The sequence below is a fragment of the Roseibium salinum genome, from assembly GCF_026240905.1.
Taxonomy (GTDB): domain Bacteria; phylum Pseudomonadota; class Alphaproteobacteria; order Rhizobiales; family Stappiaceae; genus Roseibium; species Roseibium salinum.
This window is the reverse complement of sequence record NZ_JAPEVI010000003.1, coordinates 3,173,074-3,195,449: the sequence shown is the minus strand read 5'-3', so window position 1 is coordinate 3,195,449 and position 22,376 is coordinate 3,173,074. Positions and strand designations below refer to the sequence as shown.

General features: G+C 62.1%; 16 protein-coding genes, 1 tRNA gene and 1 pseudogene. 5 read left to right on the top strand and 13 right to left on the bottom strand.

Features of this window, described 5'->3' with window-relative positions; genetic code table 11:
* Positions 1 to 133: 133 nt before the first annotated feature.
* The 3 genes from ON753_RS19355 to ON753_RS19345 all read right to left on the bottom strand — a co-directional run bounded on the left by ON753_RS19355 (position 134) and on the right by ON753_RS19345 (position 2,332).
* The gene (locus ON753_RS19355) at positions 134 to 1,126 is read right to left on the bottom strand and encodes a tyrosine-type recombinase/integrase (protein ID WP_265964558.1); all 993 of its coding nucleotides are present in this window, start codon (positions 1,124 to 1,126) and stop codon (positions 134 to 136) included.
* Positions 1,127 to 1,274: 148 nt separating this feature from the next.
* A tRNA-Arg gene (locus ON753_RS19350) sits at positions 1,275 to 1,351 on the bottom strand.
* 561 nt (positions 1,352 to 1,912) lie between these two features.
* Complete coding sequence (locus tag ON753_RS19345) at positions 1,913 to 2,332, bottom strand: septal ring lytic transglycosylase RlpA family protein (RefSeq protein ID WP_265964556.1); 420 nt, start codon at positions 2,330 to 2,332, stop codon at positions 1,913 to 1,915.
* 372 nt (positions 2,333 to 2,704) lie between these two features.
* On the opposite strand from ON753_RS19345, the gene ON753_RS19340 reads away from it, so the two are divergent.
* On the top strand, positions 2,705 to 4,807 hold the full coding sequence (locus ON753_RS19340) for a GGDEF and EAL domain-containing protein (RefSeq protein ID WP_265964554.1): 2,103 nt from the start codon (positions 2,705 to 2,707) through the stop codon (positions 4,805 to 4,807).
* A 51-nt stretch (positions 4,808 to 4,858) separates the two neighbouring features.
* Here the strand turns inward: ON753_RS19340 and gyrB are convergent, their stop codons facing one another.
* From gyrB to mutM, 8 genes are all read right to left on the bottom strand, one after another.
* Entirely contained in the window at positions 4,859 to 7,312 is a 2,454-nt protein-coding gene (gene gyrB, locus ON753_RS19335) for a DNA topoisomerase (ATP-hydrolyzing) subunit B (protein WP_265964553.1), read from the bottom strand.
* Positions 7,313 to 7,445: 133 nt separating this feature from the next.
* Entirely contained in the window at positions 7,446 to 8,594 is a 1,149-nt protein-coding gene (gene recF, locus ON753_RS19330; RefSeq protein ID WP_265964551.1) for a DNA replication/repair protein RecF, read from the bottom strand.
* 185 nt (positions 8,595 to 8,779) lie between these two features.
* The gene (gene dnaN / locus ON753_RS19325) at positions 8,780 to 9,898 is read right to left on the bottom strand and encodes a DNA polymerase III subunit beta (protein WP_265964548.1); all 1,119 of its coding nucleotides are present in this window, start codon (positions 9,896 to 9,898) and stop codon (positions 8,780 to 8,782) included.
* A gap of 327 nt (positions 9,899 to 10,225) precedes the next feature.
* Positions 10,226 to 11,707 (bottom strand): chromosomal replication initiator protein DnaA, encoded by a 1,482-nt coding sequence (gene dnaA / locus ON753_RS19320; RefSeq protein ID WP_265964545.1) that lies wholly within the window; start codon positions 11,705 to 11,707, stop codon positions 10,226 to 10,228.
* 154 nt (positions 11,708 to 11,861) lie between these two features.
* A complete protein-coding gene (locus ON753_RS19315) occupies positions 11,862 to 12,332 on the bottom strand; it encodes a rhodanese-like domain-containing protein (protein ID WP_265964543.1) in 471 nt (156 codons plus the stop codon).
* Positions 12,333 to 12,944: 612 nt separating this feature from the next.
* Positions 12,945 to 13,211 (bottom strand): 30S ribosomal protein S20, encoded by a 267-nt coding sequence (gene rpsT, locus ON753_RS19310; protein ID WP_265964541.1) that lies wholly within the window; start codon positions 13,209 to 13,211, stop codon positions 12,945 to 12,947.
* A 176-nt stretch (positions 13,212 to 13,387) separates the two neighbouring features.
* Positions 13,388 to 14,161, bottom strand: coding sequence for an enoyl-CoA hydratase (locus ON753_RS19305; protein WP_265964539.1), 774 nt, complete (start codon positions 14,159 to 14,161; stop codon positions 13,388 to 13,390).
* 220 nt (positions 14,162 to 14,381) lie between these two features.
* Entirely contained in the window at positions 14,382 to 15,275 is an 894-nt protein-coding gene (gene mutM / locus ON753_RS19300; RefSeq protein WP_265964537.1) for a bifunctional DNA-formamidopyrimidine glycosylase/DNA-(apurinic or apyrimidinic site) lyase, read from the bottom strand.
* A 299-nt stretch (positions 15,276 to 15,574) separates the two neighbouring features.
* On the opposite strand from mutM, the gene ubiE reads away from it, so the two are divergent.
* Complete coding sequence (ubiE, locus tag ON753_RS19295; RefSeq protein ID WP_377047135.1) at positions 15,575 to 16,372, top strand: bifunctional demethylmenaquinone methyltransferase/2-methoxy-6-polyprenyl-1,4-benzoquinol methylase UbiE; 798 nt, start codon at positions 15,575 to 15,577, stop codon at positions 16,370 to 16,372.
* 3 nt (positions 16,373 to 16,375) lie between these two features.
* A pseudogene (gene ubiB / locus ON753_RS19290) lies at positions 16,376 to 17,958 on the top strand (2-polyprenylphenol 6-hydroxylase).
* A 105-nt stretch (positions 17,959 to 18,063) separates the two neighbouring features.
* Here the strand turns inward: ubiB and ON753_RS19285 are convergent.
* Entirely contained in the window at positions 18,064 to 18,696 is a 633-nt protein-coding gene (locus tag ON753_RS19285; protein ID WP_265964536.1) for a GntR family transcriptional regulator, read from the bottom strand.
* Positions 18,697 to 18,795: 99 nt separating this feature from the next.
* Between ON753_RS19285 and ON753_RS19280 the strand changes: the two genes are divergently transcribed.
* Positions 18,796 to 19,266 (top strand): OsmC family protein, encoded by a 471-nt coding sequence (locus ON753_RS19280; RefSeq protein ID WP_265964534.1) that lies wholly within the window; start codon positions 18,796 to 18,798, stop codon positions 19,264 to 19,266.
* 20 nt (positions 19,267 to 19,286) lie between these two features.
* On the opposite strand, the gene ON753_RS19275 is transcribed toward ON753_RS19280, so the two are convergent.
* Positions 19,287 to 19,910, bottom strand: a complete 624-nt coding sequence (locus ON753_RS19275) for an alpha-ketoglutarate-dependent dioxygenase AlkB family protein (RefSeq protein WP_265964532.1) — start codon at positions 19,908 to 19,910, stop codon at positions 19,287 to 19,289.
* Positions 19,911 to 20,326: 416 nt separating this feature from the next.
* Here ON753_RS19275 and dnaK point away from each other — a divergent pair, with 416 nt between their 5' ends.
* A complete protein-coding gene (dnaK, locus tag ON753_RS19270; RefSeq protein WP_265964531.1) occupies positions 20,327 to 22,243 on the top strand; it encodes a molecular chaperone DnaK in 1,917 nt (638 codons plus the stop codon).
* Positions 22,244 to 22,376 lie beyond the last annotated feature (133 nt).

Genomic DNA, 22,376 nt, shown 5'->3' with positions numbered 1-22,376 from the left:
GTGGTCCCGTGCTCGAAACGCAATGGACATTGGATCATGCAATCGTCTTTGATGTATGGTTCCAGCTTCAGCAACCTGAATGGCAACGCGATCAGTTCTGCCAGTTCCTGGGTCAGCGGGAGGACTTGTAGGCTCATGCCGCTTCCCTCCGGTTCGTCGCAGTCTGTAGCTTCGTTCTGATATCCTCGGGCTTCAGGTGCGTGTACCGGAACAGCATCCGCAGGTCCCGGTGTCCGCTGATGGTAGCGACTTCCGGGACGCTCAGGCCGAACTCAAAGAACCGGCTGATAGCTTCGTGCCGCAGATCGTGAAAACGCAGAGACTTGATGTCGGGGTGTAGCCGCGCAGCCCGCTTCTTGCAGTGCTCCCACGCGAGCCGGAAGGCGTTTGGGGTTACCGGGAACAGCAGATCATCCGGACGTGAACCGGCGCTGATGCGCTTGCGCAAGAGCGTGACTGCACGTTCGGTCAGCGGAATGCACCGGGCATAGCCGGTCTTCGTTTCGGGGATCGTGAGCAGGGCATCTGCAAGGTTCAGGTCGCGGACACGGATGTTCAGGAGTTCGCCCCGGCGCATTCCCGTATCAACGGCAAGAAGGATACAGGGTATCAGCCAGTCATTCCGGGTGTCCTGAGCCGCTTCCAGGACCCACTCCAGCTCTTCCCCGTTCAGGCGCCGCTGCCGTCCCTGTGGAGCCCTGGGCTTCTTGACCTTCGCCAACGGGTTCTCCGGCAAGGGAATATCCCATTCGCGCCGTGCCGTCTCGAACACCGCTCGCAACAGGCCCATCTCGCGTATGATTGTGCCGGGGCTGACTTCCTGCGCTCGAATATCGCGGTGACGGGAGAACACCTGTGGAGTTGCCTTGGACAGCGGGAGCTTTGCCCACTGATACCGGAGAAAGACCTCCAGCCGCTTGTCTTCGGAGGCTGCGCCGCGCTTAGACGGGGTCACCTCGCGCCGGTATCGCACGATCAGATCGGCAACGGTAGTGTTCTCAAGTTGCGTAGGGTCGCAGGCAAGGGCAGTGCGGTCGAGTTCTTGCTCGGTCTGCCGTATCCAGCGTTGCGCATCAGCTTTGGATATGAAGGATTGTGCACGTGGTTTCAGCCCGGCACGCCGCACCTGTGCCTGCCACTTTCCGTTTCTCTTTCTCAGGGACGCCATGGGCGTTTCTCCTCGTAGCTGTGACCAGAATGTGACCAGCTGATTTAAGGAGTGTCCGAGAGCGGGTTGCAGTTAGCATAACCCGTTGACTTTTCAGGTGAAAAAATGGCGCACCCGACAGGATTCGAACCTGTGACCTCTGCCTTCGGAGGGCAGCGCTCTATCCAGCTGAGCTACGGGTGCCGCGGCCGCGCATTGCGGAAAGGCGCGGCGGATAGAGCGTCCTGATACTAGATCCGGCGATCCTGGGCAATGGCTTTCTGAAATTTTGGACAAGTAATCCGGGCCGGCACAGCGCTTGCGACACTCGGTTTGCCGGGATCGGGGTCAGGGCCGAATTCGCTGCGGTTGCTGCTTCCCGTGAAAGAAGAGACAACCTGTTCCACAGTGTCTGCGCTGCCCGAACAGGCAGCATTTTCGGACTGCCGGAAGAGACACGGCCGAATTATTTCAGTCAGGCAAAAAAAACGCGCAGCCCGAAGACTGCGCGAATAAAGTTACTGTGCACGTGGCCCCATCGACCACGGCGGCAACTCTAGCGGCATCTTTAGTGAATGTCATTACCGTAAAATATTTTATTTTTTGATTCACCTTAATGCGACTGATCGTTATTCATACTGAGTCAGATTCGCAATAACAGGCAATGGCGTAGCGCCCGGCGGCTCCCTGGCGCCGGGACGAGAGAGGTCACCGGAAGCGGGCTGCAGAATGCGTCCGGCAACTGTTCGGCGTTGCGTCTGAAACTTACCCGCAGCTCTTGCCGGAGGAACTGCTGGCTTCGACGGCGAGGCCCGATACCTGCACGCGTGTAATGCCCTTGCTGACAAATCCGAGCGACTTTGCGGCAGCCCATGTCAGGTCGATGACGCGGCCGCCGGTGAAGGGTCCGCGGTCATTGATGCGAACCGTCACGGATTTGCCGTTCGAGAGATTTGTGACAGTGACCAGGGTGCCGAAGGGCAGGGTCCGGTGAGCGGCGGTCAGCCCGTTCGGGTTGGCCCGTTCGCCGCTCGCAGTCGTTCCGCCCAGCTTGTACCAGGAAGCCTTGCCACACTGCTTGAAGGCCGTTACCGGAGAGGCCTGTGCCTGTGCGCTCAGGCAGGAAAGGGCAAAGGCACAGATTGCGGCCCGCCGGAGGCGGCGCGCAAGGTTCGATTGACGCATGTTTTTCCCCGTTCAGAAGGCAGGCCCAAGTCACGCCCCAAGGAACAGGCGGCGTGACCCCACTCAGATCTGCTGCAATGTCATGATTGTTGCCGAGTACCCTGCCGTAGCGGCAGATTTTGGGCCGGGAAGTGATAAAAATATGGCGCGATTCCAGTCCGGGAATCGCGCTAAGTATAAACTGAAGTAAATATCATTTAAATTTTATATATTCTAATAAATATCTTATTAACCATAAAAATCCTAAGATTTGTGGGTAGTTTGTCGTGCCGGAATTTACAAAATAAACTGTGTTATTGATTTGATTCTTAGCAACGGCGCCGTTGGTATTTGAGTTGGCGCCGTTCTGATCTTTTTTGAAAGGGCGGTCTGGTGCAAGTCAGCCATCGGTTTGTCGGCGGCCGGGGGAAACGATCCGGTCGTACGAAAAATAATACGATCTCGGTTTTTCACATTTCCCTGCTGGAGGTCCTGCCTCACGCAGCAGCCTATGTCGCGCAGGATGGACGCATTCTGGCTCTCAACAAGCATATGAAGGCTGCCTGTGACACGGCGGGGGTGAGCGATAGTCCACGCGGCCTTGGCGAGCTGTTGTCCGCTGCCGGCTGGAAACGCTGCGAGCCGGTCCTGTCCGCTGCCTTCAGCGGCGTGCCCGCCGAGGTCCGGGGCCGGATTACCTTCAGGTCGGGCGCTCCCTTTTGCCGGCACGTGATGTGCACTTCGCTGCCCCTGGCCGGAGATCTTCAAGCGGTGCTGGTGCAGTTCGACATGGCGGAAACTGTCCCGGCAACAGGTGCCGGGCCGTCCCGCCGGGCGCCACCGAAGAGGCCTGCCTTGCCAGCGGAACTGCTGGAACATTTCCCGGATGACATTGTGATCTTCGACGGGTGCGAAAGCGCTGAAGAAAAGGCAGTCATGCTGCTTGAGCTCATCGGCAGCGATCGTGAAGCCGGGTTTCTGATCGAGGCGATCGCAGGCCTTGAAGGCGATGCGCCGCAGACCCTTTACCTCCCCGAAGGCAGCGGCCTGGAAACGGCGGGTTACGCCGCTGTCCGGCAGATGTGCGAAATCCGGCTGGTGCCGACTCCGAGCCTTCAGGAAGCGGAAAACGGCGGCCGGCCGGCAATGGCGATCATTCGGCACAATGTCGACTGTCCGCACGAGGTCGCGGAAAACCGCCGTCTTGCCTATCTGGACCCGCTGACCGGCCTGGAGAACCGGCGGGCTTTCACAAAGGTGCTCGAACGGGAGTTGAAGCGCCTCGCCGCCGACACGGAAACGGGCCTTGCGGTTTTTTATATCGACCTGGACGAATTCAAGAAGGTCAACGACCTTGGCGGACATGATGCGGGAGACGATATGCTGCTGCGTGTGGCCGCCTGCCTGCGTCTGACTTTGGGCGAATTCGGCACGGCGGCCCGGATCGGCGGCGACGAATTTGCCGGAATGCTGCCGGCGGCCAACAAGGAAGCGGCGCTGGACGTGGCCGAAAGAATTCTGGATGGGTTCGACCGGATCCGCCTGGAGGTCGGCGAACGGGTCTTCACCATCGGAGGCTCCGTCGGGATTGCCTTTGTTGAAGGGGCCATGCCTTTGAAACAGCTGGACGCCTCCGTCCTTCTGGGGCTCGCCGACCGGGCCTGCCTGCGCGGCAAGCGCTTTGGCGGGCAGTCGGTCCAGCTTCACGCGGTCCAGTCCAACGACTGCGCCGAGGGCGGCGAAGTCGCTGCGCTGCCCGAGCCGGGAAGCTTCCGCGGCAACGAGCTCACGCTCTATACCATGCCGATCATGTGTCTGAAGAAGAACAGGATCTGCGGCTCCGAAGTGTTGTTGCGCCTGCAGGGGGAGCGGGCGCACGAACTGTCGTCGCGCGCCTGGATATCGGCCGCGGAGCGCTCCGGCTTCATCGCCCAGGTCGATGCATGGACCCTCGACAAGGTGCTGGACGCGGCGGACAAAAACCCCTCCCGCGTTACGCTGACGATGAATGTTTCGGCCGAATCCGCCCGCGACCCGCTTTTCCGCGACGGGTTGTCCCAGCGACTGTCGGTAAACCCGCTTCTGGCGGCAAAGCTGTGCCTGGAGATTGCGGAAAAGGACTTCCTGCGCGAGCCGGCGACCGTTGAATCCTTCTTCAAGTTCGTCTCCGGACTCGGCTGCCAGACCGCGATCGACGACTTCGCGGGGCACTGGCCGGTGCTCTCGCGCCTGACCGGCCTGCGCGTCGAATGGCTGAAGCTCGACCCCGGCCTCACCCAGCAGGTGGCCGACGAGCCGGCGAAAGCGGCCATCCTCAACGGGCTCGTCCGGGCAGCCCATGAACTCGGCATCAAGGTGGTCGCCAAGCATGTCGAAAGCGCAGAAGAGGCCGATCTCCTGCGCGAGCTCGACATCGAGGCGGCCCAGGGCTTTCATTTCGGCAGGCCGGAGCCCTGGCCCGATGCCGGTGCGCCCTTCGGCAGACCCGTCAAATGACAAGAGCGGCGAAATCGCCGCTCTTGTCAGTTCCCTGCGATCCGGCGCCCGTCAGATGTCGAGGTTTGCCACGGACAGCGCGTTGTCCTGAATGAACTCGCGCCGCGGCTCAACCTCGTCGCCCATCAGCTTGGTGAAGATATCGTCGGCATCGTCCGCCTCGCGGACTTTCACCTGCAGCAGGGAGCGGGCATTCGGGTCGAGCGTCGTTTCCCAGAGCTGCTCCGGGTTCATTTCGCCAAGGCCCTTGTAGCGCTGCAGCGAAATGCCCTTCTGGCCGATGGTGAAGACCTGCTTCATCAGGGCCCGCGGGCCGCGCACTTCCGTCGCCGTATCTCTGCGGCGCAGCACGGCGGCTTTGGCGTAGATCTCGTTGAGATGCGGCGCATGGGCCGCCAGCCGGCGCGCGTCGGACGAGCCGAGCAGGGCGGCATCGATCATGGCTGCTTCCTCCACACCGCGAACGGTGCGCTTGAAGACCAGGCTGCCGTCGTCCCGTGCCTCGCCGGTCCAGCCGCGCTCGAATTCGTCGGCGAGAATGTCCAGGCGGCGGGCGATATAGGCTGCGGCCTCCTCGGCCTTGGCGCGGTCGTCCAGGATCTCGGGATTGAGAGCCCCCGCAATCGCGGCCTGTTCAACCACATCCCGGTTGTAGCGGGAATGGAGGCCGTCGAAGATTTCCGAAATCTTCCGGGCGGTCTCGACGACCGTATGCAGATCCTGGCCGGTGCGGACCTCGCCATTGGCAAGGCTCAGCGAGGCGTCGTCCAGGCCCTGGGCGATCAGGTAGTCTTCCAGGGCCGTTTCGTCCTTCAGATACTGCTCCGACTGGCCGCGCTTGACCTTGTAGAGCGGCGGCTGGGCAATATAGATGTAGCCCTTCTCGATCAGCTCGTTCATCTGCCGGAAGAAGAAGGTCAGGAGCAGGGTCCGGATATGGGCGCCGTCCACGTCAGCATCGGTCATGATGATGATCTTGTGGTAGCGCAGCTTTTCGATGTTGAACTCTTCCTTGCCGATGCCGGTGCCGAGCGCGGTGATCAGGGTGCCGATCTCGTTGGAGGACAGCATCTTGTCGAAACGCGCCCGTTCCACATTGAGGATCTTGCCGCGCAGCGGCAGGACGGCCTGGTTTTCCCGGTGGCGGCCCTGCTTGGCCGAGCCGCCTGCGGAATCGCCCTCCACCAGGAAGAGTTCGGCCTTGGAGGCATCGCGCTCCTGACAGTCGGCCAGCTTGCCGGGAAGGGAGGCAACGTCGAGCGCCCCCTTGCGGCGGGTCAGTTCGCGGGCCCTGCGGGCCGCCTCGCGGGCGGACGCCGCTTCAACCACCTTGGAGACGATGGTCTTCGCGGGCGCCGGATTTTCCTCAAGCCATTCTGCGAGGATCTGCGAGATCAGGTTCTCGACCACCGGACGGACTTCGGACGAGACGAGCTTGTCCTTGGTCTGCGAGGAGAATTTCGGGTCCGGGACCTTCACCGAGAGGACGCAGGTAAGGCCTTCGCGGCAGTCATCGCCGGACAGGGACACCTTTTCCTTTTTCATCAGGCCGGTCGACTCGGCATAGCTGGTGACCTGGCGCGTCAGGGCCGCCCGGAAGCCGGCAAGGTGCGTGCCACCATCGCGTTGCGGAATGTTGTTGGTGAAGCACAGGACATGTTCGTGATAGCTGTCGTTCCACCACATGGCGGCTTCAACGGTGATGCCGTCCCGCTCGGCCCTCATGTTGATCGGAGCCTCGATCAAGGGGTGCTTGGCCCGGTCCAGGTAGCGCACGAAGGCTTCCAGGCCACCCTCGTAGTAGAGCTCCTCGACGACATCTTCCACGCCGCGCTTGTCGGTGAGGATGATCCGGACGCCCGAGTTGAGGAACGCCAGTTCCCGCAGGCGATGCTCCAGCGTGGCGAAATCGAACTCGATCCTGGTGAAGGTTCCCGGCGACGGCGTGAAGCTGACTTCCGTGCCCTTCTTGCCGTTTGCGGGCCCGACCTCCTGCAGGGGGCCGTCGGCTTCCCCGTGGGAGAAGCTCATGTAGTGTTCCTTGCCGTTCCGCCAGATGCGCAGTTCCAGCTTGGTGGACAGCGCGTTCACCACGGAAACGCCGACGCCGTGAAGGCCGCCGGACACCTTGTAGGAATTCTGGTCGAATTTGCCGCCGGCATGGAGCTGGGTCATGATGACCTCGGCGGCGGAAACGCCTTCTTCCCGGTGGATGTCGGTCGGAATGCCGCGCCCGTTGTCGGAGACGGTCACGGAGCCGTCGGCATTGAGGGCCACCGTGACGTGGTCGGCATGGCCGGCAAGCGCTTCGTCGATGGCGTTGTCGACCACCTCGTAGACCATGTGATGAAGGCCGGAGCCGTCATCCGTGTCGCCGATATACATGCCGGGCCGTTTGCGCACGGCGTCGAGGCCTTTCAGGACCTTGATGGACTCCGCGCCATATTCGGCGCTGTTGTCGGGTTCAGGGGTCGGGATGGGCTCGGGCGTGGATGTGTCGCTCATGCGAATCAGTCACCAATCGGTTTGTCTTTTCCAACCCCGTTATACGGGGTTACGTCAGGCGTTCAACCGCGCGCGGCCCACAGCAACGCCTGCTAGAGGATTATCGTGGAAAAACCACAAGAATCCGGCGGATTTAAGGGGTCTGGGCACCCCGGATTTCCCGTGCCGCGTTGTCCCTGATCTCGAACACCTGCGCCGCAGCGGGCAAAGCCTCGAAAAGCGCTTCGTCCGTACCGGTCATGAACACCTGTCCGCCGAGCGAATTCAGCTTCACGAACAGGGCGGCACGGCGATTGGAATCCAGATGCGCCGCCACTTCGTCCAACAGCAGAACCGGTGTCATGCCGGAGACTTTTGCCGTCAGTTCCGCATGCGCCAGGATAAGCCCGATCAGCAGCGCCTTCTGTTCACCGGTGGAAGACTGGGCGGCCGGCATCTCCTTGGCCGCGTGCAGCACTTTCAAATCGCTCAGATGCGGCCCGTTCAGCGTCCGCCCCGCGGCGCGGTCGCGCGCGCGCCCGTCCCGCAGCATCTGCCGGTAGTGGTCTTCCCGGTCCGCCGCACTCAGGCCGGCCGTTTCGGCTTCGAAATCGCCCTCGAGCGCAACGGCTGCATGGGGAAAGGGCAGGTCCTCGGCGGCCTGGTTCGCGATCATCCGGCTCAGCAGGCCGACGGTTTCGGCCCGGGCGATGGAAACGGCGGTGCCCAGTTCGGCAACCTGTTGTTCCAAGGCATTCAGATAGGCATCGGAGCCGCCTTGATCAAGGAGCCGGTTGCGCTGGCGCAGGGCATTTTCGAAATCGCCGACCCGGCGGCCGTGAGACGGGTCGATGGCCAGCGTCAGCCGGTCCAGGAACCGGCGCCGGTCGGAGCCGGGCCCGGTGAATAGCCCGTCCATGGCCGGGACCAGCCACAGGATGCGCATATAGTCGAGCAGGTTCTCCGAGCCGCGCACTTCCACGCCGTCGACACGCACCTTGCGTCCGCCGGCGCCGGCAGTGATCCCGGTGCCGATCCGTGTCTCCATGCCGTCCAGGAGAACGGTGGCGGCCACGCTCCAGCTGCCGTCGCCATCCTTGCGGGCCGCGTCGGCAAGGGCCGCGCGGCGCAGGCCCCGGCCTGCGGTCAGAAAGGAAATCGCTTCCAGGATATTGGTCTTGCCGGCGCCGTTGGGGCCGACAAGGGCTACCATGTTGGCCGACAGCGTCAAGGTCAGGGCGGCATAGTTGCGGAAACCGGTCAGGGACAGACGGGTGAGCTGCGCCGTCCGGAACTCCGTCATGACCCCACTTCCGCTGGCACTGCGTTGATCGACATGCTGGCTTCACCGCCGTCTTCGGCCGGCCCCTCGAAATGGAATGGCGCTGGCGGCCGGTTCACTCTCGCTTTGGAGACGGCACCGGACCAGGAGGCACGTGTCTCCAAATGCCGGAAACGCCCGCCGCTCGGCCGGACGGGATGTCCGGTTCAGACCCGCATCGGCATCAGAACAAACAGGCAGTCATCGACCGTGTTGTCCTGGATCAGCGTCGGAGACCCGGAATCGGCCAGCCTGAACAGAGCCGTGTCGCTGCACAGCTGGTTGGCGATGTCGAGCAGGTAGCGGGAGTTGAAGCCGATCTCGAGCGGCTCGGCCTCGTATTCGGCGGCCAGTTCTTCCGTCGCGCTGCCTGAATCCGGATTGTTGACCGTCAGGATCATCCGCCCTTCGCTGATGGAGAGCTTCACCGCCCGTCCGCGTTCGGAAGAGATCGTCGAGACACGGTCGACCGCTTCCTTGAACTCGTCCCGGTCGACGCGCAGTTCCTTGTCGTTTCCTTGCGGAATGACGCGGCCGTAATCCGGGAAGGTGCCGTCGATCAGCTTGGAGGTCAGGATGACGGAGCCGGTCGTCAGGCGGATCTTGGTGTCGGAGAGTTCGACCTGGACACTGGCTTCCGGGTCTTCCAGCAGCTTCTGGATTTCGCCGACCGTCTTGCGCGGCACGATGATGCCCGGCATTCCGGCGGAACCGGACGGTGCCGGCACCTCGGCCTGGGCAAGGCGATGACCGTCGGTTGCAACGGCGCGGAACTGTTGGCCCTGGGGCGCGTCCACCGTATGCAGGTAGATGCCGTTCAGGTAATAGCGGGTTTCTTCCGTGGAGATGGCGAATTGCGTGGTGTCGATCAGCTTGCGGAAATCGGCCGCGCTCAGGCTGAAGGAGTGGCTGAACTCACCGGCGGTCAGATCCGGGAAGTCGGTCTCCGGCAGCATCTGCACAGTGAACCTCGAACGGCCGGCCCGGATTTCCAGCGTCGCGTTGTCGCTCGTGGTCTCCAGCACCACCTGCGAGCCTTCCGGCAGCTTGCGCACGATGTCGTAGAACATATGCGCCGGCACGGTGGTCGCGCCCGGCAGCTCGACCATGGCAGGAACGGCCTCGACGATTTCCAGGTCGAGGTCCGTGGCCTTGAGATTGATCGTGCCGCCATCTGCGCGCAGCAGAACGTTGGACAGGATGGGAATCGTGTTCCGGCGTTCGACCACCCGGTGAACATGGGTCAAGGACTTGAGGAGGTCGGTCCGCTCGAGGGTCGCTTTCATTCACTCATTCCGTACTCAAGAAACGCCAGGCGGTCCGCCTTGGCAAAATGAACATTGGCTCCGGGTAGGGAGCGGGGGAAGACACTGCCCTTAACCCGCTTCAAAAGCAAGGGGGCGCCCCGCCGGAACGCCCCCAAAATAGAACGAAATTCGCCTATTTCAAACTCCCGTCGATCCGCCTTCCGGAGCCCTTGCCGGAATGCGGAAAAGCGGATCGTTTTTCGACGCGCCGGAGCATCACGGCGACCGCCCACGTCACGGTGAAGGCATGCATATGATGTTCGCCGGGAGGTTCGTATGAACAACCTCCCGAGAACTCACGGACAGCTAAGCGTCGAGCATGCGTTTGAGCAGCTCGAGCTCCTGGGCGAGGGAATAGTCGGCGCGGGCCAGCTCTTCGATCTTGCGCACGGCGTGCAACACGGTCGTGTGGTCCCGGTTGCCGAAGCGGCGGCCGATTTCCGGCAGCGAACGCGGCGTCATCACCTTGGCCAGATACATGGCGATCTGGCGCGGGCGCACGATGGTCCGGGTCCGGCGGGCCGACAGGAGGTCCGCCTTGGTCACGTTATAGTGCTTGGAGACCACCCGCTGGATGTCCTCGATCTTGACCCGGCGCGGCTCGCTGGAGCGAACCAGATCACGCAGGGTCAACTCTGCCATTTCCTGCGTGATCGGCTGATTGGTCAGCTGGTTGTGGGCAATCAGCCGGTTCAGGGCACCTTCCAGGTCGCGGCCGGAGGAGGCCACGTGACGGGCGACGTAATCCAGGACGCCTTCGGGAACCTCGAACTGCGGGTAGGCCCTTTTGGCCGCCTGGACACGGGACGAAAGAATGTTCCGGCGCAGGGCGAAGTCCGGCTCCTGAATGCCGACGACGAGACCGCCGGACAGACGCGAGCGCACACGGTCGTCGAGCGTATCCAGCTCGGACGGCGCGCGGTCCGCCGCCACGATCACCTGGCGGGCCCCGTCGATCAGGGCGTTCAGGGTGTGACAGAATTCCTGCTGAACCTGCTTGCCGTGCAGAAACTGCATGTCGTCGATCAGCAGCAGGTCGATGGTCCTCAGGTTCTCCTTGAAGGCCAGGGCCGACTGCGATTTCAGCGCGGCAACGAACTTGTACATGAAATGCTCTGCGGTCAGGTAGAGCACCTTGCGCCCGTTTTCGCGTGCCTTCGCGGCCACGGCCTGCATCAGGTGGGTCTTGCCGAGACCGACCGAGGCATGCAGGTAAAGCGGATTGAACGTGACCGTGGTGCCGCCGGCGACCTGCCGGGCCGCCGCCACGGCCAGGTTGTTGGAATCGCCTTCGACAAATGTCTCGAACGTGTATTTGGGATCCAGCGCAGCCCCGTGCAGCACGTCGCGCGGCGTGTCCGCCGCGGCAGCCGAATGTTCGCCGCGGCCGAGAGCGGCGGTCGCCGCCTGCGCACGGGTCACCTGGGACGCATCGCCGAGCCTGTCCGCATGGCTCTCGCCCTGAGCCGGCTTTGTACCCGAAGGAGCGACAAGGCTGGGCTTGGCCACGGTCTGGCGCGGCCGGATAGCGCCGCGGACCGTCAGCTCGATGCGGTGCACGTTGTCGCACTCGCGCTGCCAGAGCCCCATGAGCTGGTCGTTGTAGTTGTTCTGGATCCATTGCTTGAGAAAGCGAGTGGGAACAGACAGGCGCACGGTGCCGTCCTGGTGTTCCTCCAGATCCACGCGTGCGAACCAGCTGGTGAATACGTCATCACCCAGTTCCGCGCGAAGCTGTTTCTTGACGCGCTTCCATTGTTCAGAGCCGCCTGCCTCCTGAACCTGCATGTTATTTGCCTCCTGTATAGATGAAGAACAGTCCGCCACAGCCGTTCTTCGACGCCTTGCTGCTTTTGCAGCATTATGATGTCCCTTTTGGGACGGTTATGGTGTTGGCGGCGGAATGGTTTCCGCCACCTGACCCCGTCTTGCTGCGAGGTATCTAGTTTTGAATCCAAGGCAGGCCGGCTGCCTTCCATCCGGACTGGGTTCCGCGATGGGCCTCCGCGTCGAGCGGGCCCTCGAAACCATCAGATATGTTGAAGCACCGGGAATATCCTGCCTGTGTCATGGCAATTGCCGCGGCCCGGCTCCGGGCGCCGGAGCGGCACAGAAAATAGATCGGCGCATCCTGGTCAAGTCCTTTTTTGACCAGAAGGTCTGAAACCGTCACCGTGAAGTCCGGATTGGGACCTGAAGACGGAAAGCCCTGCCATTCTGTCAGAACGGCTTCCTTTCCGATCGGCCGGAGATCCGGCAGGCCGACAAAGGCCCATTCGGCCTGCGTGCGCACATCGACAAGGACTGCGTCCTCTCGATTGGAAAGCTCCCCAAAAGCCTCCTGCGCGGTTACATCCCCAGCGTAGCCACCCTCAAATTGCACAACTGCCCCCTTCAATAGCTCGAAAGCCATTGACTTAAAGAAAAATCCAAATTTTCGGAAGAAGAATTAGACCAGATCGACGCTAAACACGCTGAGGATTGAATAAGACAATGTATCCATTCGCGCATCTAGATTTTGTTTGATTAGATTTACATCGACTAGACTTATTCATTGTTTGCCCGAACGCCGCTTTTAGGTTGTCCGCTGGTCTTTCCGCGCCAGCCATTGTTAATATACAGACCGCGTCCGGCGGGGCAACTGCGTGTTTTGAAGATTGCCGGAAAGTCGCGATTTCGGCCCGTGCAGCATGCAAGTTGGGCGCCTGATGGGGATAGACCAAATGCTTTTTGCCGCAATGACTTTTCGCCCTTCCAGACACCGTCACAATGCAAAAACAACGGCGTCGAAAAAAATTTAGGCGGGGGTAGCTTGACTCGTATCGAATCCGGTTCGATCCGCTTTCCTAGATAGTACATGCTTATAAACTGTTGAAAGTTATAACTATTCTTTGACAGCATTATGCTCGAGAAATTTACGTAGATCGGGCGCCCAAGTTGCTGCTCTGCGTCATCCACAAAATTGCATGGCTAAAAAAACCCGGCACTGCGGCCGGGTCTTTTTGACGTTCAAATGACAGAAGAATTACGCGCCGAGTGCCTTGATGCGGGCATTGAGACGGGAAACCTTCCGGGACGCCGTATTTGCGTGGAGCACGCCCTTGGACGCGGCGCGCATGATTTCCGGCTGCGCGGCCTTGAAAGCTTCGTTGGCAGCGCTCTGGTCGCCGGAAGCGATCGCTTCTTCAACAGTGCGCAGATAGGTGCGCATGCGGCTGCGACGGGCTTTGTTGGTGGCCGTCCGGCGGGCAATCTTGCGGGCCGCCTTCTTGGCCGATGGTGTGTTGGCCATGGGCTCAATCCTGATCGGTAATTGGGACTAGTGTCCGGTGGCAATCGGGACCGTAACTCAAGGACGGCAAGACCCGATCAAAAAAACAACGGCGGCGGAAATCCGCCACCGATTGGGCGCTGCTTATAATCGTGCTTGGGCTATCCGTCAACGGCTTATCGCCCATAATGGCAAGATTATTTGTTCCTGAATTGCGGTGCGCGTTTCTCGGTGAAGGCGCTCATGCCTTCCTTCTGGTCGTCGAGTGCGAACATCGCCTGGAACACCCGCCTTTCGAACCGGATGCCTTCCGAAAGCGTGGTCTCATAGGAACGGTCCACGCTCTCCTTCGCCATCATGACGACGGGCAGCGAGAAATCAGCGATCTTTTCGGCCGCCTTCAGCGCTTCTTCCAAGAGTTCATCCGCCGGAACGACCCGGCTGACCAGGCCGCTGCGCTCGGCTTCCTCCGCATCCATCATGCGGCCCGTCAACACCATGTCCATGGCCTTCGACTTGCCGACGAAGCGCGTCAGCCGCTGCGTGCCGCCCGCGCCGGGTATCACGCCGAGGGTGATTTCCGGCTGGCCGAACTTGGCCGTATCGGCCGCGATGATGAAATCGCACAGCATCGCCAGTTCGCAGCCGCCGCCCAGGGCATAACCGGCTACCGCGGCGATGATCGGCTTGCGGTTGCGCGAGACCCGGTCGAACGGGGTGATCAGGTCCGTCTGGTAGGCGGAGGAAAAATCGTGCGGCTGCATCTCCTTGATATCGGCGCCGGCGGCAAAGGCCTTTTCCGACCCGGTGATGACGACGCAGCCGATTTTCTCGTCGGCGTCGAGCGTGTCGAGGGCAGTGCCGAGCTCGCGGATCAGAGCAGAATTCAGCGCGTTCAGGGCTTTCGGCCGGTCAAGGGTGATCAGGCCGACCCTGCCGCGCTTCTCGACGCGGATGTTTTCGTATCCCATGTACCCGCTCCCAGTGCTGGATGCCTTCAGGTTGAAGCACCTCAATGCAGGAAAAATTGATCGCTTTCAATGTGCCGGGACTGTCCCTGTTCATTCAACGCGGACAGCTCCGGGTAAAGTCAAAAGGACCGGTCATCCGTAGCCGACCTTGGGCGGGTCTGGCAAGCTTGGCCGTTTGGATAGCGGCCCGGGATCCGTGCCCTGGGTACGCAGCCTGGCGTCAGGTCTGGCAGGACGGGCAGTAGAAGGTCGAGCGGCTGGATTGTACCAGTCGGGCGATGGTTCCCCCGCACCCTGTCGTGCGGCAGGCCTCGCCCTCCCGGTCGTAGACGGCGAAGGAGTGCTGGAAATAACCGAGCGTGCCGTCCGTCCGCGTGTGGTCCCGCAAGGAGGATCCGCCTGCCCGGATGGCCTCTTCCAGCGTCGCCCGGATGTTGACCGCCAGCTCCCCGGCCTTTTTCGTCGGCCGTCCGGTGCCGGTGGCAAGCGTACCGGCCGCCCTTTCCGGGCTGAGGCCGGTCCGCCACAGGGCCTCGCACACATATATGTTGCCGAGGCCGGCGATGAACTTCTGGTTCAGCAGGGCCGCCTTGAGCGGCATCTTGCGTCCCGCGAACAGCCGCGCCAGGGTCTCGCCGCTCAGGTCGTTGCCGAGCGGCTCCAGGCCGAGTTCCCGGAAATAGGGATGGTCGGCAAGGGACGGCCGGGCAATGAGATCCATGAAGCCGAACCGGCGCGGGTCGTTATAGACGATGCGCGCCGTAGACCCCGGCGCTGTTTCCAGATGGAACACCACGTGATCGTGCTTCGGGTCCTTGCTGCGTTCGTGGGCAAAGCCGCCAGGCATTGTTTGCCGGGAATCGTTTTCGATGCGGAACGATCCAGACATTCCAAGGTGCATCACAAGCACGTCGCCGCCCTCGATATCGGCGAGCAGGTATTTTGACCGGCGCGAGAGAGCGCTCACCCGGCGCCCGGCCAGCCTGTCGGCAAACCCCGCGGGAAACGGAAAGCGCAGGTCGGGCCGGTTCTGTTCGACCCGGGCGATGCGCGCGTTTTCAAATGTCGGTGCGAGACCGCGCTTGACGGTTTCGACTTCCGGTAATTCTGGCATTCACAGCCTCTCACGATCGGTTTGTACCACGCTGCCGGCGCCTGCCCGTGCCGGATCGCCGTCCCGCGCCCGAGCGCCGTCGAGCGGACCCAATACCGGCTGCAGCGGCATAAGGACTGGTCTCCACCCCGTTTGCGCGCTATAGGCCTGCGGCATATGGCTTTCTTGGCCGGCCAAGATAGCGCTTGCCAGGCGCTTGTACTATGGTCCGGCGCAATTTGAAGAGAAATGGCGACAGGCTCCGCTGGAGCATCCTGCGTTCACGCGGACGCAGAAGAGCTGATCTAGGAGGCGCTTTCATGACGCAGCAGGCACGCACCGGCACATCCGGCCGCGCTCCGGAAGACATGCCGACCAGCTTCGGGTATGCCCGGGTCGACGAAGGCCGGAAACAGGCCCTGGTGGACGAGGTCTTCCACAAGGTGGCCGAGCGCTACGACCTGATGAACGACCTGATGTCCGGCGGGCTTCACCGGGTGTGGAAGGATGCCATGGTGTCTTACCTGGCACCGCCCAGGGCCATGGGCTCCGGCTGGCGGCTTCTGGATGTCGCCGGCGGCACCGGCGATATCGCCACGCGGGTGGTGCGCCGCTCGAACGAGATGGCCCGGGCGGTCGTCTGCGACATCAATGAATCCATGCTCAATGTCGGCCGCGACCGGGCCGAAAAGGCCGGTCTTGGCGACGTCATCACCTTCACCCAGGGCAACGCCGAGGACCTGCCGTTTCCGGACAGGAGCTTCGACGCCTATACGATTGCCTTCGGCATCCGCAACGTTCCGGACATCCCCAAGGCGCTTCGCGAGGCCCGCCGCGTCCTGAAGCGGGGCGGCCGGTTCCTGTGCCTTGAGTTTTCCGAAGTCGACGTGCCGGTGCTGGACAAGCTCTACGACACCTTTTCCTTCCAGGCGATTCCGGTCGTCGGAAAATGGGTGACCGGCGACGGCGATCCCTACCAGTATCTGGTGGAATCGATCCGCAGGTTCCCCAACCAGGAGCGGTTCGCGGACATGATCCGCGAGGCCGGCTTTGAGCGGGTGACCTACCGCAATTACTCCGGCGGGATCGCGGCCCTGCATTCTGGCTGGAAGCTCTGATAGATGTCGTTTGCGGTAATGCCTTTCTTCCGCCTCGCGCGGGCAGGTTTCGTCATGGCGCGCGAAGGCGTGTTCGGTCTCGCCTCCCTGCCGGATCTGCCGACGGGGCCGCGGGTGATGATTGCGGCGGCGCGTCTTCTCGAGCGCCGCACGGTCAAGAACAAGAGCGCCGACCTGCGCCTGTCCGACGCGCTCAACAGGCTCGGGCCGTCCTACGTCAAGCTCGGCCAGTTCCTGGCGACCCGTGCCGATGTGGTCGGCAAGGACGCGGCCCGCGAACTTGCCGCCCTGCAGGACCGGCTTCCCCCTTCGATCATGACGAGGCCCGCGAGGCGGTGGCCGAGCAGCTCGGCAAGCCGGTCGAGGAAGTATTTGCCGAATTCGGCCAGGCCGTCGCCGCCGCCTCCATCGCGCAGGTGCATCCGGCCATCGTCCGGGAGAAGGACGGCACGGAGCGGAAAGTCGCCGTCAAGGTGCTGCGTCCCGGGGTTTCCCGCCGCTTTCAGCGGGACCTGGAGAGCTACTACATGGTCGCCCGTCTCGCCGAGCGGTTTCATGCGCCCTCGCGCCGCCTCAGGCCGGTTGCCGTCGTCGATACGCTGGCGCAGTCGGTCGCCATCGAGATGGATTTCCGCCTGGAGGCAGCCGCCCTTTCGGAAATGGCGGAAAACACGGTGGAGGATCCCGGGTTCGAGGTGCCCGGTGTCGACTGGCTGCGCACCTCCAAGGGTGTCCTCACCATGGAATGGATCGACGGCCGCAAGATGTCGGATCTCGACGGCCTCAGGCAGGACGGTCACGATTTCGAGGCGCTTGCCGCCGCCATCATCCAGAATTTCCTGCGCCACACGCTCCGGGACGGCTTTTTCCACGCCGACATGCACCAGGGCAATCTCTTCGTCCAGACTGACGGAACGCTGGTTGCAGTCGACTTCGGCATCATCGGCCGGCTGAGCAAACGCGAGCGCCGGTTCCTGGCGGAAATCCTGTTCGGCTTCATCACCCGCAACTACAAGCGCGTGGCGGAAGTGCATTTTGAAGCCGGATATGTTCCCGCCGATCAGGATGTCGACATGTTCGCGCAGGCGATCCGCGCCATCGGCGAACCGATCCACGGCCACCATGCCAGCGAGATTTCCATGGCCCGGCTGCTCACCCAGCTGTTCGAGGTCACCGAGCTCTTTCACATGCGCACCCAGACCCAGCTCATCATGCTGCAGAAGACCATGGTCGTGGTCGAAGGCGTGGCCCGCACGCTCAACCCAAATCTCGACATGTGGAAGACGGCAGAGCCGGTTGTCGGCAGCTGGATCAAGGAGCATCTGGGGCCCACGGGCAAGCTGCGGGACGCCGGAGACGCGCTCGCATCGCTGGCCCGCATCGCCAACGACATGCCGATCTTTGCCGACCGCATCGGCCGCCTGTCGGAAGAAGTCGAGGAGATGGCGAGCGAGGGACTGCGTTTCAACCGGGAAACCGCCGAGGCGATCGGCAAGGCCGAAGCCCGGCACACCCGCTCCGGCCGCGTCGCGCTCTGGGTCATTGCCCTGTCGATCAGCGCGATTGCCGCTCAGATGTTCTTCTGAATTTTCTTCGCTCGCCCATGACGTCTTCAACAATCCGCCTGGCGTGAGGTTGAAAGATCGCCCGCCTGTCCGTGCCTGGCAACGCGAGCCCGGCTGACGTCACATTCAGGGGCCGGTTTTGTCCGCAATGGCGGCCAGAAGCGTCCTGCAGGCTGTCTGGATATGGCTTTTCAGGATGCTTGCCGCCTCGGCCCCGGATCGGGCCCTGCAGGCTTTGACCAGGTCTTCGTGATCCTGCAGCCATTCGCCGGTGCGTGACGGCAGGATGCCATAGCCGGCGATGTGGATGCGGCAGGTACGGCGCAGACCCTCTATCATGGCCAGTTGCCGGGGCCGCCCGGTGGGCAGGTAGAGACTGCGGTGAAATTCCCAGTCGCCTTGCGCCCATCTCTGCGTTCCCGCATCGATCGTCGAATGGGCGAGGGCGGCCTCGATGCTGTCGATATCCCGTTCGCTCATCTTAGCGATCGATTGGTTCAGGCAATCGGTTTCCAGAAGCAGCCGCAGATCGTAGACCTCCCTGATTTCGGCCGCGGACAGGCTGATCACGCGGGCGCGCCGGTTCGGCACCAGGTCGATCAGCCCGCGCGCCGCCAGCAGTTGCAGGGCATCGCGTACGGGAATCCGGCTGATGGAGAAACGCTCGGCAATCTGGCCCTGCTTCAGCTCTTCCCCGGGCTTGAAGGCGCCCGTGACGATTTCGGCTTCAAGCGCGGCGGCAATCCGGTCGGCGGTCATCGGACGAAGGAATCTCCTTTTTGCTGTTTATACCCGCCTTGACAGCGGCGCACAATTCGAATGTATAATTGTATACACTTTACTTGATGGAGTGCGTGGATGAACTCGGAACACAAATACACGTCCGCCGTCGCCTGGACGGGAAACCGGGGCGAGGGCACAAAAACCTACCGGGGCTATGACAGGAGCTGGGAGATCAGGACGCCGGGCAAACCGCCGGTCTCCTGTTCGAACGATCCGCTGCTCGGCGGCGACCCGGCCCTGCATAATCCGGAAGACCTGCTGCTTTCGGCGCTCGCAAGCTGCCACATGCTTTGGTACCTGCACCTGGCCAGCAATGCCGGGATTACGGTAACCGCCTATGAGGATGCGCCCGAAGCCATCGGCGAGTCGGAACCAGGCGGCGCTGGCCGGTTCCTGCGGGCCACCCTGCGGCCGAAGATCACGGTGCCGCCCGGGACGGATCTGGCAAAGGCCGACGCCATCCACGGCAGGATCCACGACGTCTGCTACATCGCCCGGTCGGTGAATTTTCCGGTGCGCTGCGAGGCGGTCTATCTGGAAGGATGAGGGGCAGGCGAAGCCTTCCCTCATTCTCCCGTCACGCGCCTCAGGGTCAGATTGATCCGCCCGCCGTTCTTCAGCAGCGTCGACGTGCCTTTCAGCACCCGGTCGATGCCGTGGAAAGCCAGCCTGGCTTCGCCGCCGAGCACGACCACGTCGCCCGATTGCAGGCGGAACGACCGGGTCGGGTCCTTGCGGCTGAGGCCGCCGACGCGGAAGGTGGCCGTCTCGCCCAGGGAAACGGAAACGACCGGCGCCTCGAAGGTCTGTTCGTCCCGGTCCTGATGAAGGCCCATGCGGGCCCCCGGCTCATAATAGTTGATGAGACAGGCCTCGGGAGGCGGGGCCTGCGGCGCAACGTCGCGCCAGAGGCTCGTGAGAAGCTCCGGCATCTCCGGCCAGGGCCTGCCCGTCTCCGGATGGTGCGGCTGATAGCGGTAGCCGTTGATATCGGACACCCAGCCGAGCGGCCCGCAATTGCTCATCTTCACCGTGAACGGTTTTCCGGTCTTGGGCATGACCGGCCGGAACAGCGGCGCCTCTGCAACGATCGCGCGGATCTCCTCCAGCAGCGTTTCCTGCGCGCCCCGGTCGAAATAACCGGGCAGATAGGAGAGGCCGCTCGGGCCGTTGATGGAAACTTCCTGCATGACGCTCCCTGCCTGGCGGCTCCCTGCATGGCGGGCCATTGTGTCCGTTCGTCATTGCCGCCGCAACCTCCACGACCGGAGCCGGGCCGGATGGCAATTGCCGCGATCTAGGACAAAGGCCTGGATCGGATTCGATGCCCGAAATGAATTCCAGAATTCGGCGCGGCCTCCGCAGTCTTCGCTTTCCCGGTAACGACTTGCGAAGAAATATCGGCGATGTCTTTGCACAGCCTGCAAAATGTCAGTGGATAGATGACTTGCAGGCAAAGTTTCATCCACCTATATAGCGGTCAAGCTTGCGCCAGGTCTTCAGCCGGAAGGTCTGGCGCAATGTCCGGTCCCCCGGAACCCAAGTGAGAGGAGCCGGAACAGACGCCTTAATGGGTCTTTCCGGTTTGCTAGAAAGAGAGGCAGATATGGCAAAGGTCATTGGTATCGACCTCGGCACGACCAACTCGTGCGTCGCCGTCATGGACGGCAAGGATCCCAAGGTTATTGAAAACGCAGAAGGCGCCCGCACCACTCCTTCGATGGTGGCCTTCTCCGACGACGGCGAGCGTCTCGTCGGTCAGCCGGCAAAACGCCAGGCGGTCACCAACCCGACAAATACCCTTTTCGCGGTCAAGCGCCTGATCGGCCGTCGCTACAGCGACCCGACCGTCGAAAAAGACAAGGGCCTGGTTCCCTACGGTATCGTCGAGGCTGACAACGGCGATGCGTGGGTGGAAGCCAACGGCGAAAAATACTCTCCCTCCCAGGTCTCCGCCTTCATTCTCCAGAAGATGAAGGAAACCGCCGAGAGCTATCTCGGCGAAAAGGTGACCCAGGCTGTCATCACCGTTCCGGCCTACTTCAACGACGCGCAGCGCCAGGCCACCAAGGACGCGGGCAAGATCGCGGGCCTTGAAGTTCTGCGCATCATCAACGAGCCGACGGCCGCGGCCCTTGCCTACGGACTTGAGAAGAGCGAAGGCAAGACCATCGCGGTCTATGACCTTGGCGGCGGTACGTTCGACGTTTCCATCCTGGAAATCGGCGACGGCGTCTTCGAAGTGAAATCCACCAACGGCGACACGTTCCTCGGCGGTGAAGACTTCGACATGCATCTGGTCGACTACCTTGCAGCCGAGTTCAAGAAGGAACAGGGCATCGACCTGAAGAAGGACAAGCTGGCTCTGCAGCGCCTCAAGGAAGCTGCCGAGAAAGCCAAGATCGAGCTGTCCTCTTCGTCCCAGACCGAAGTCAACCTGCCGTTCATCACGGCCGATGCCACCGGTCCGAAGCACCTGACCCTGAAGCTGACCCGCGCGAAGTTCGAGTCGCTGGTCGACGATCTGGTCAAGCGCACCATCGAACCGATGAAGGCCGCCCTCAAGGACGCGGGCCTTGCGGCCGGTGAAATCGATGAAGTGGTTCTGGTCGGCGGCATGACCCGTATGCCGAAGATCCAGGAAACCGTGAAGAACTTCTTCGGCAAGGAGCCGCACAAGGGCGTGAACCCGGACGAAGTCGTGGCCATGGGTGCCGCGATCCAGGCCGGTGTCCTGCAGGGCGACGTCAAGGACGTTCTCCTGCTCGACGTGACCCCGCTGTCGCTCGGCATCGAAACCCTTGGTGGTGTCTTCACCCGTCTGATCGACCGCAACACGACGATCCCGACGAAGAAGAGCCAGGTGTTCTCCACCGCTGAAGACAATCAGACGGCTGTGACCATCCGCGTCTTCCAGGGTGAGCGCGAAATGGCTGCGGACAACAAGGTCCTCGGTCAGTTCGACCTGGTCGGCCTGCCGCCGGCGCCGCGCGGCGTACCGCAGATCGAAGTCACCTTCGACATCGACGCCAACGGTATCGTCAACGTGTCCGCGAAGGACAAGGGCACCGGCAAGGAACAGCAGATCCGCATCCAGGCATCCGGTGGTCTGAGCGACAACGACATCGAACAGATGATCAAGGACGCCGAAACGCACGCTGACGAAGACAAGAAGCGCAAGGAGCTGGTGGAAGCCAAGAACCAGGGCGAATCCCTGGTCCACTCCACCGAGAAGTCGCTGAAGGACTACGGCGACAAGGTTTCCGCAGACGACAAGTCCGCGATCGAAACCGCTCTGGCTGAGTTGAAGACGTCTCTGGAAGGCACTGATCTGGAAGACATCAAGGCCAAGACGCAGGCTCTCGCCGAAACGTCCATGAAGCTTGGTGAAGCCATGTACCAGGCCGCACAGGCGGAAGCGGAAGCCGAAGGCGGCGAAGAGGCCGAGGCCAAAGCTGAAGACGATGTGGTCGATGCGGATTTCGAAGAAGTCAAAGACGACGACGACAAGAAATCGGCATAAATAAAAACTGCGGCCAGCCGGAAACGGCTGGCCGCATCATTTTAGCGCCGGACGCGTGATTGCCTGATGACAAGGGCACTTCTGCCCGGCGCTTTCGCCGTGACCGGCGCCGGAGTTGTAGAGCAGCCTTTAG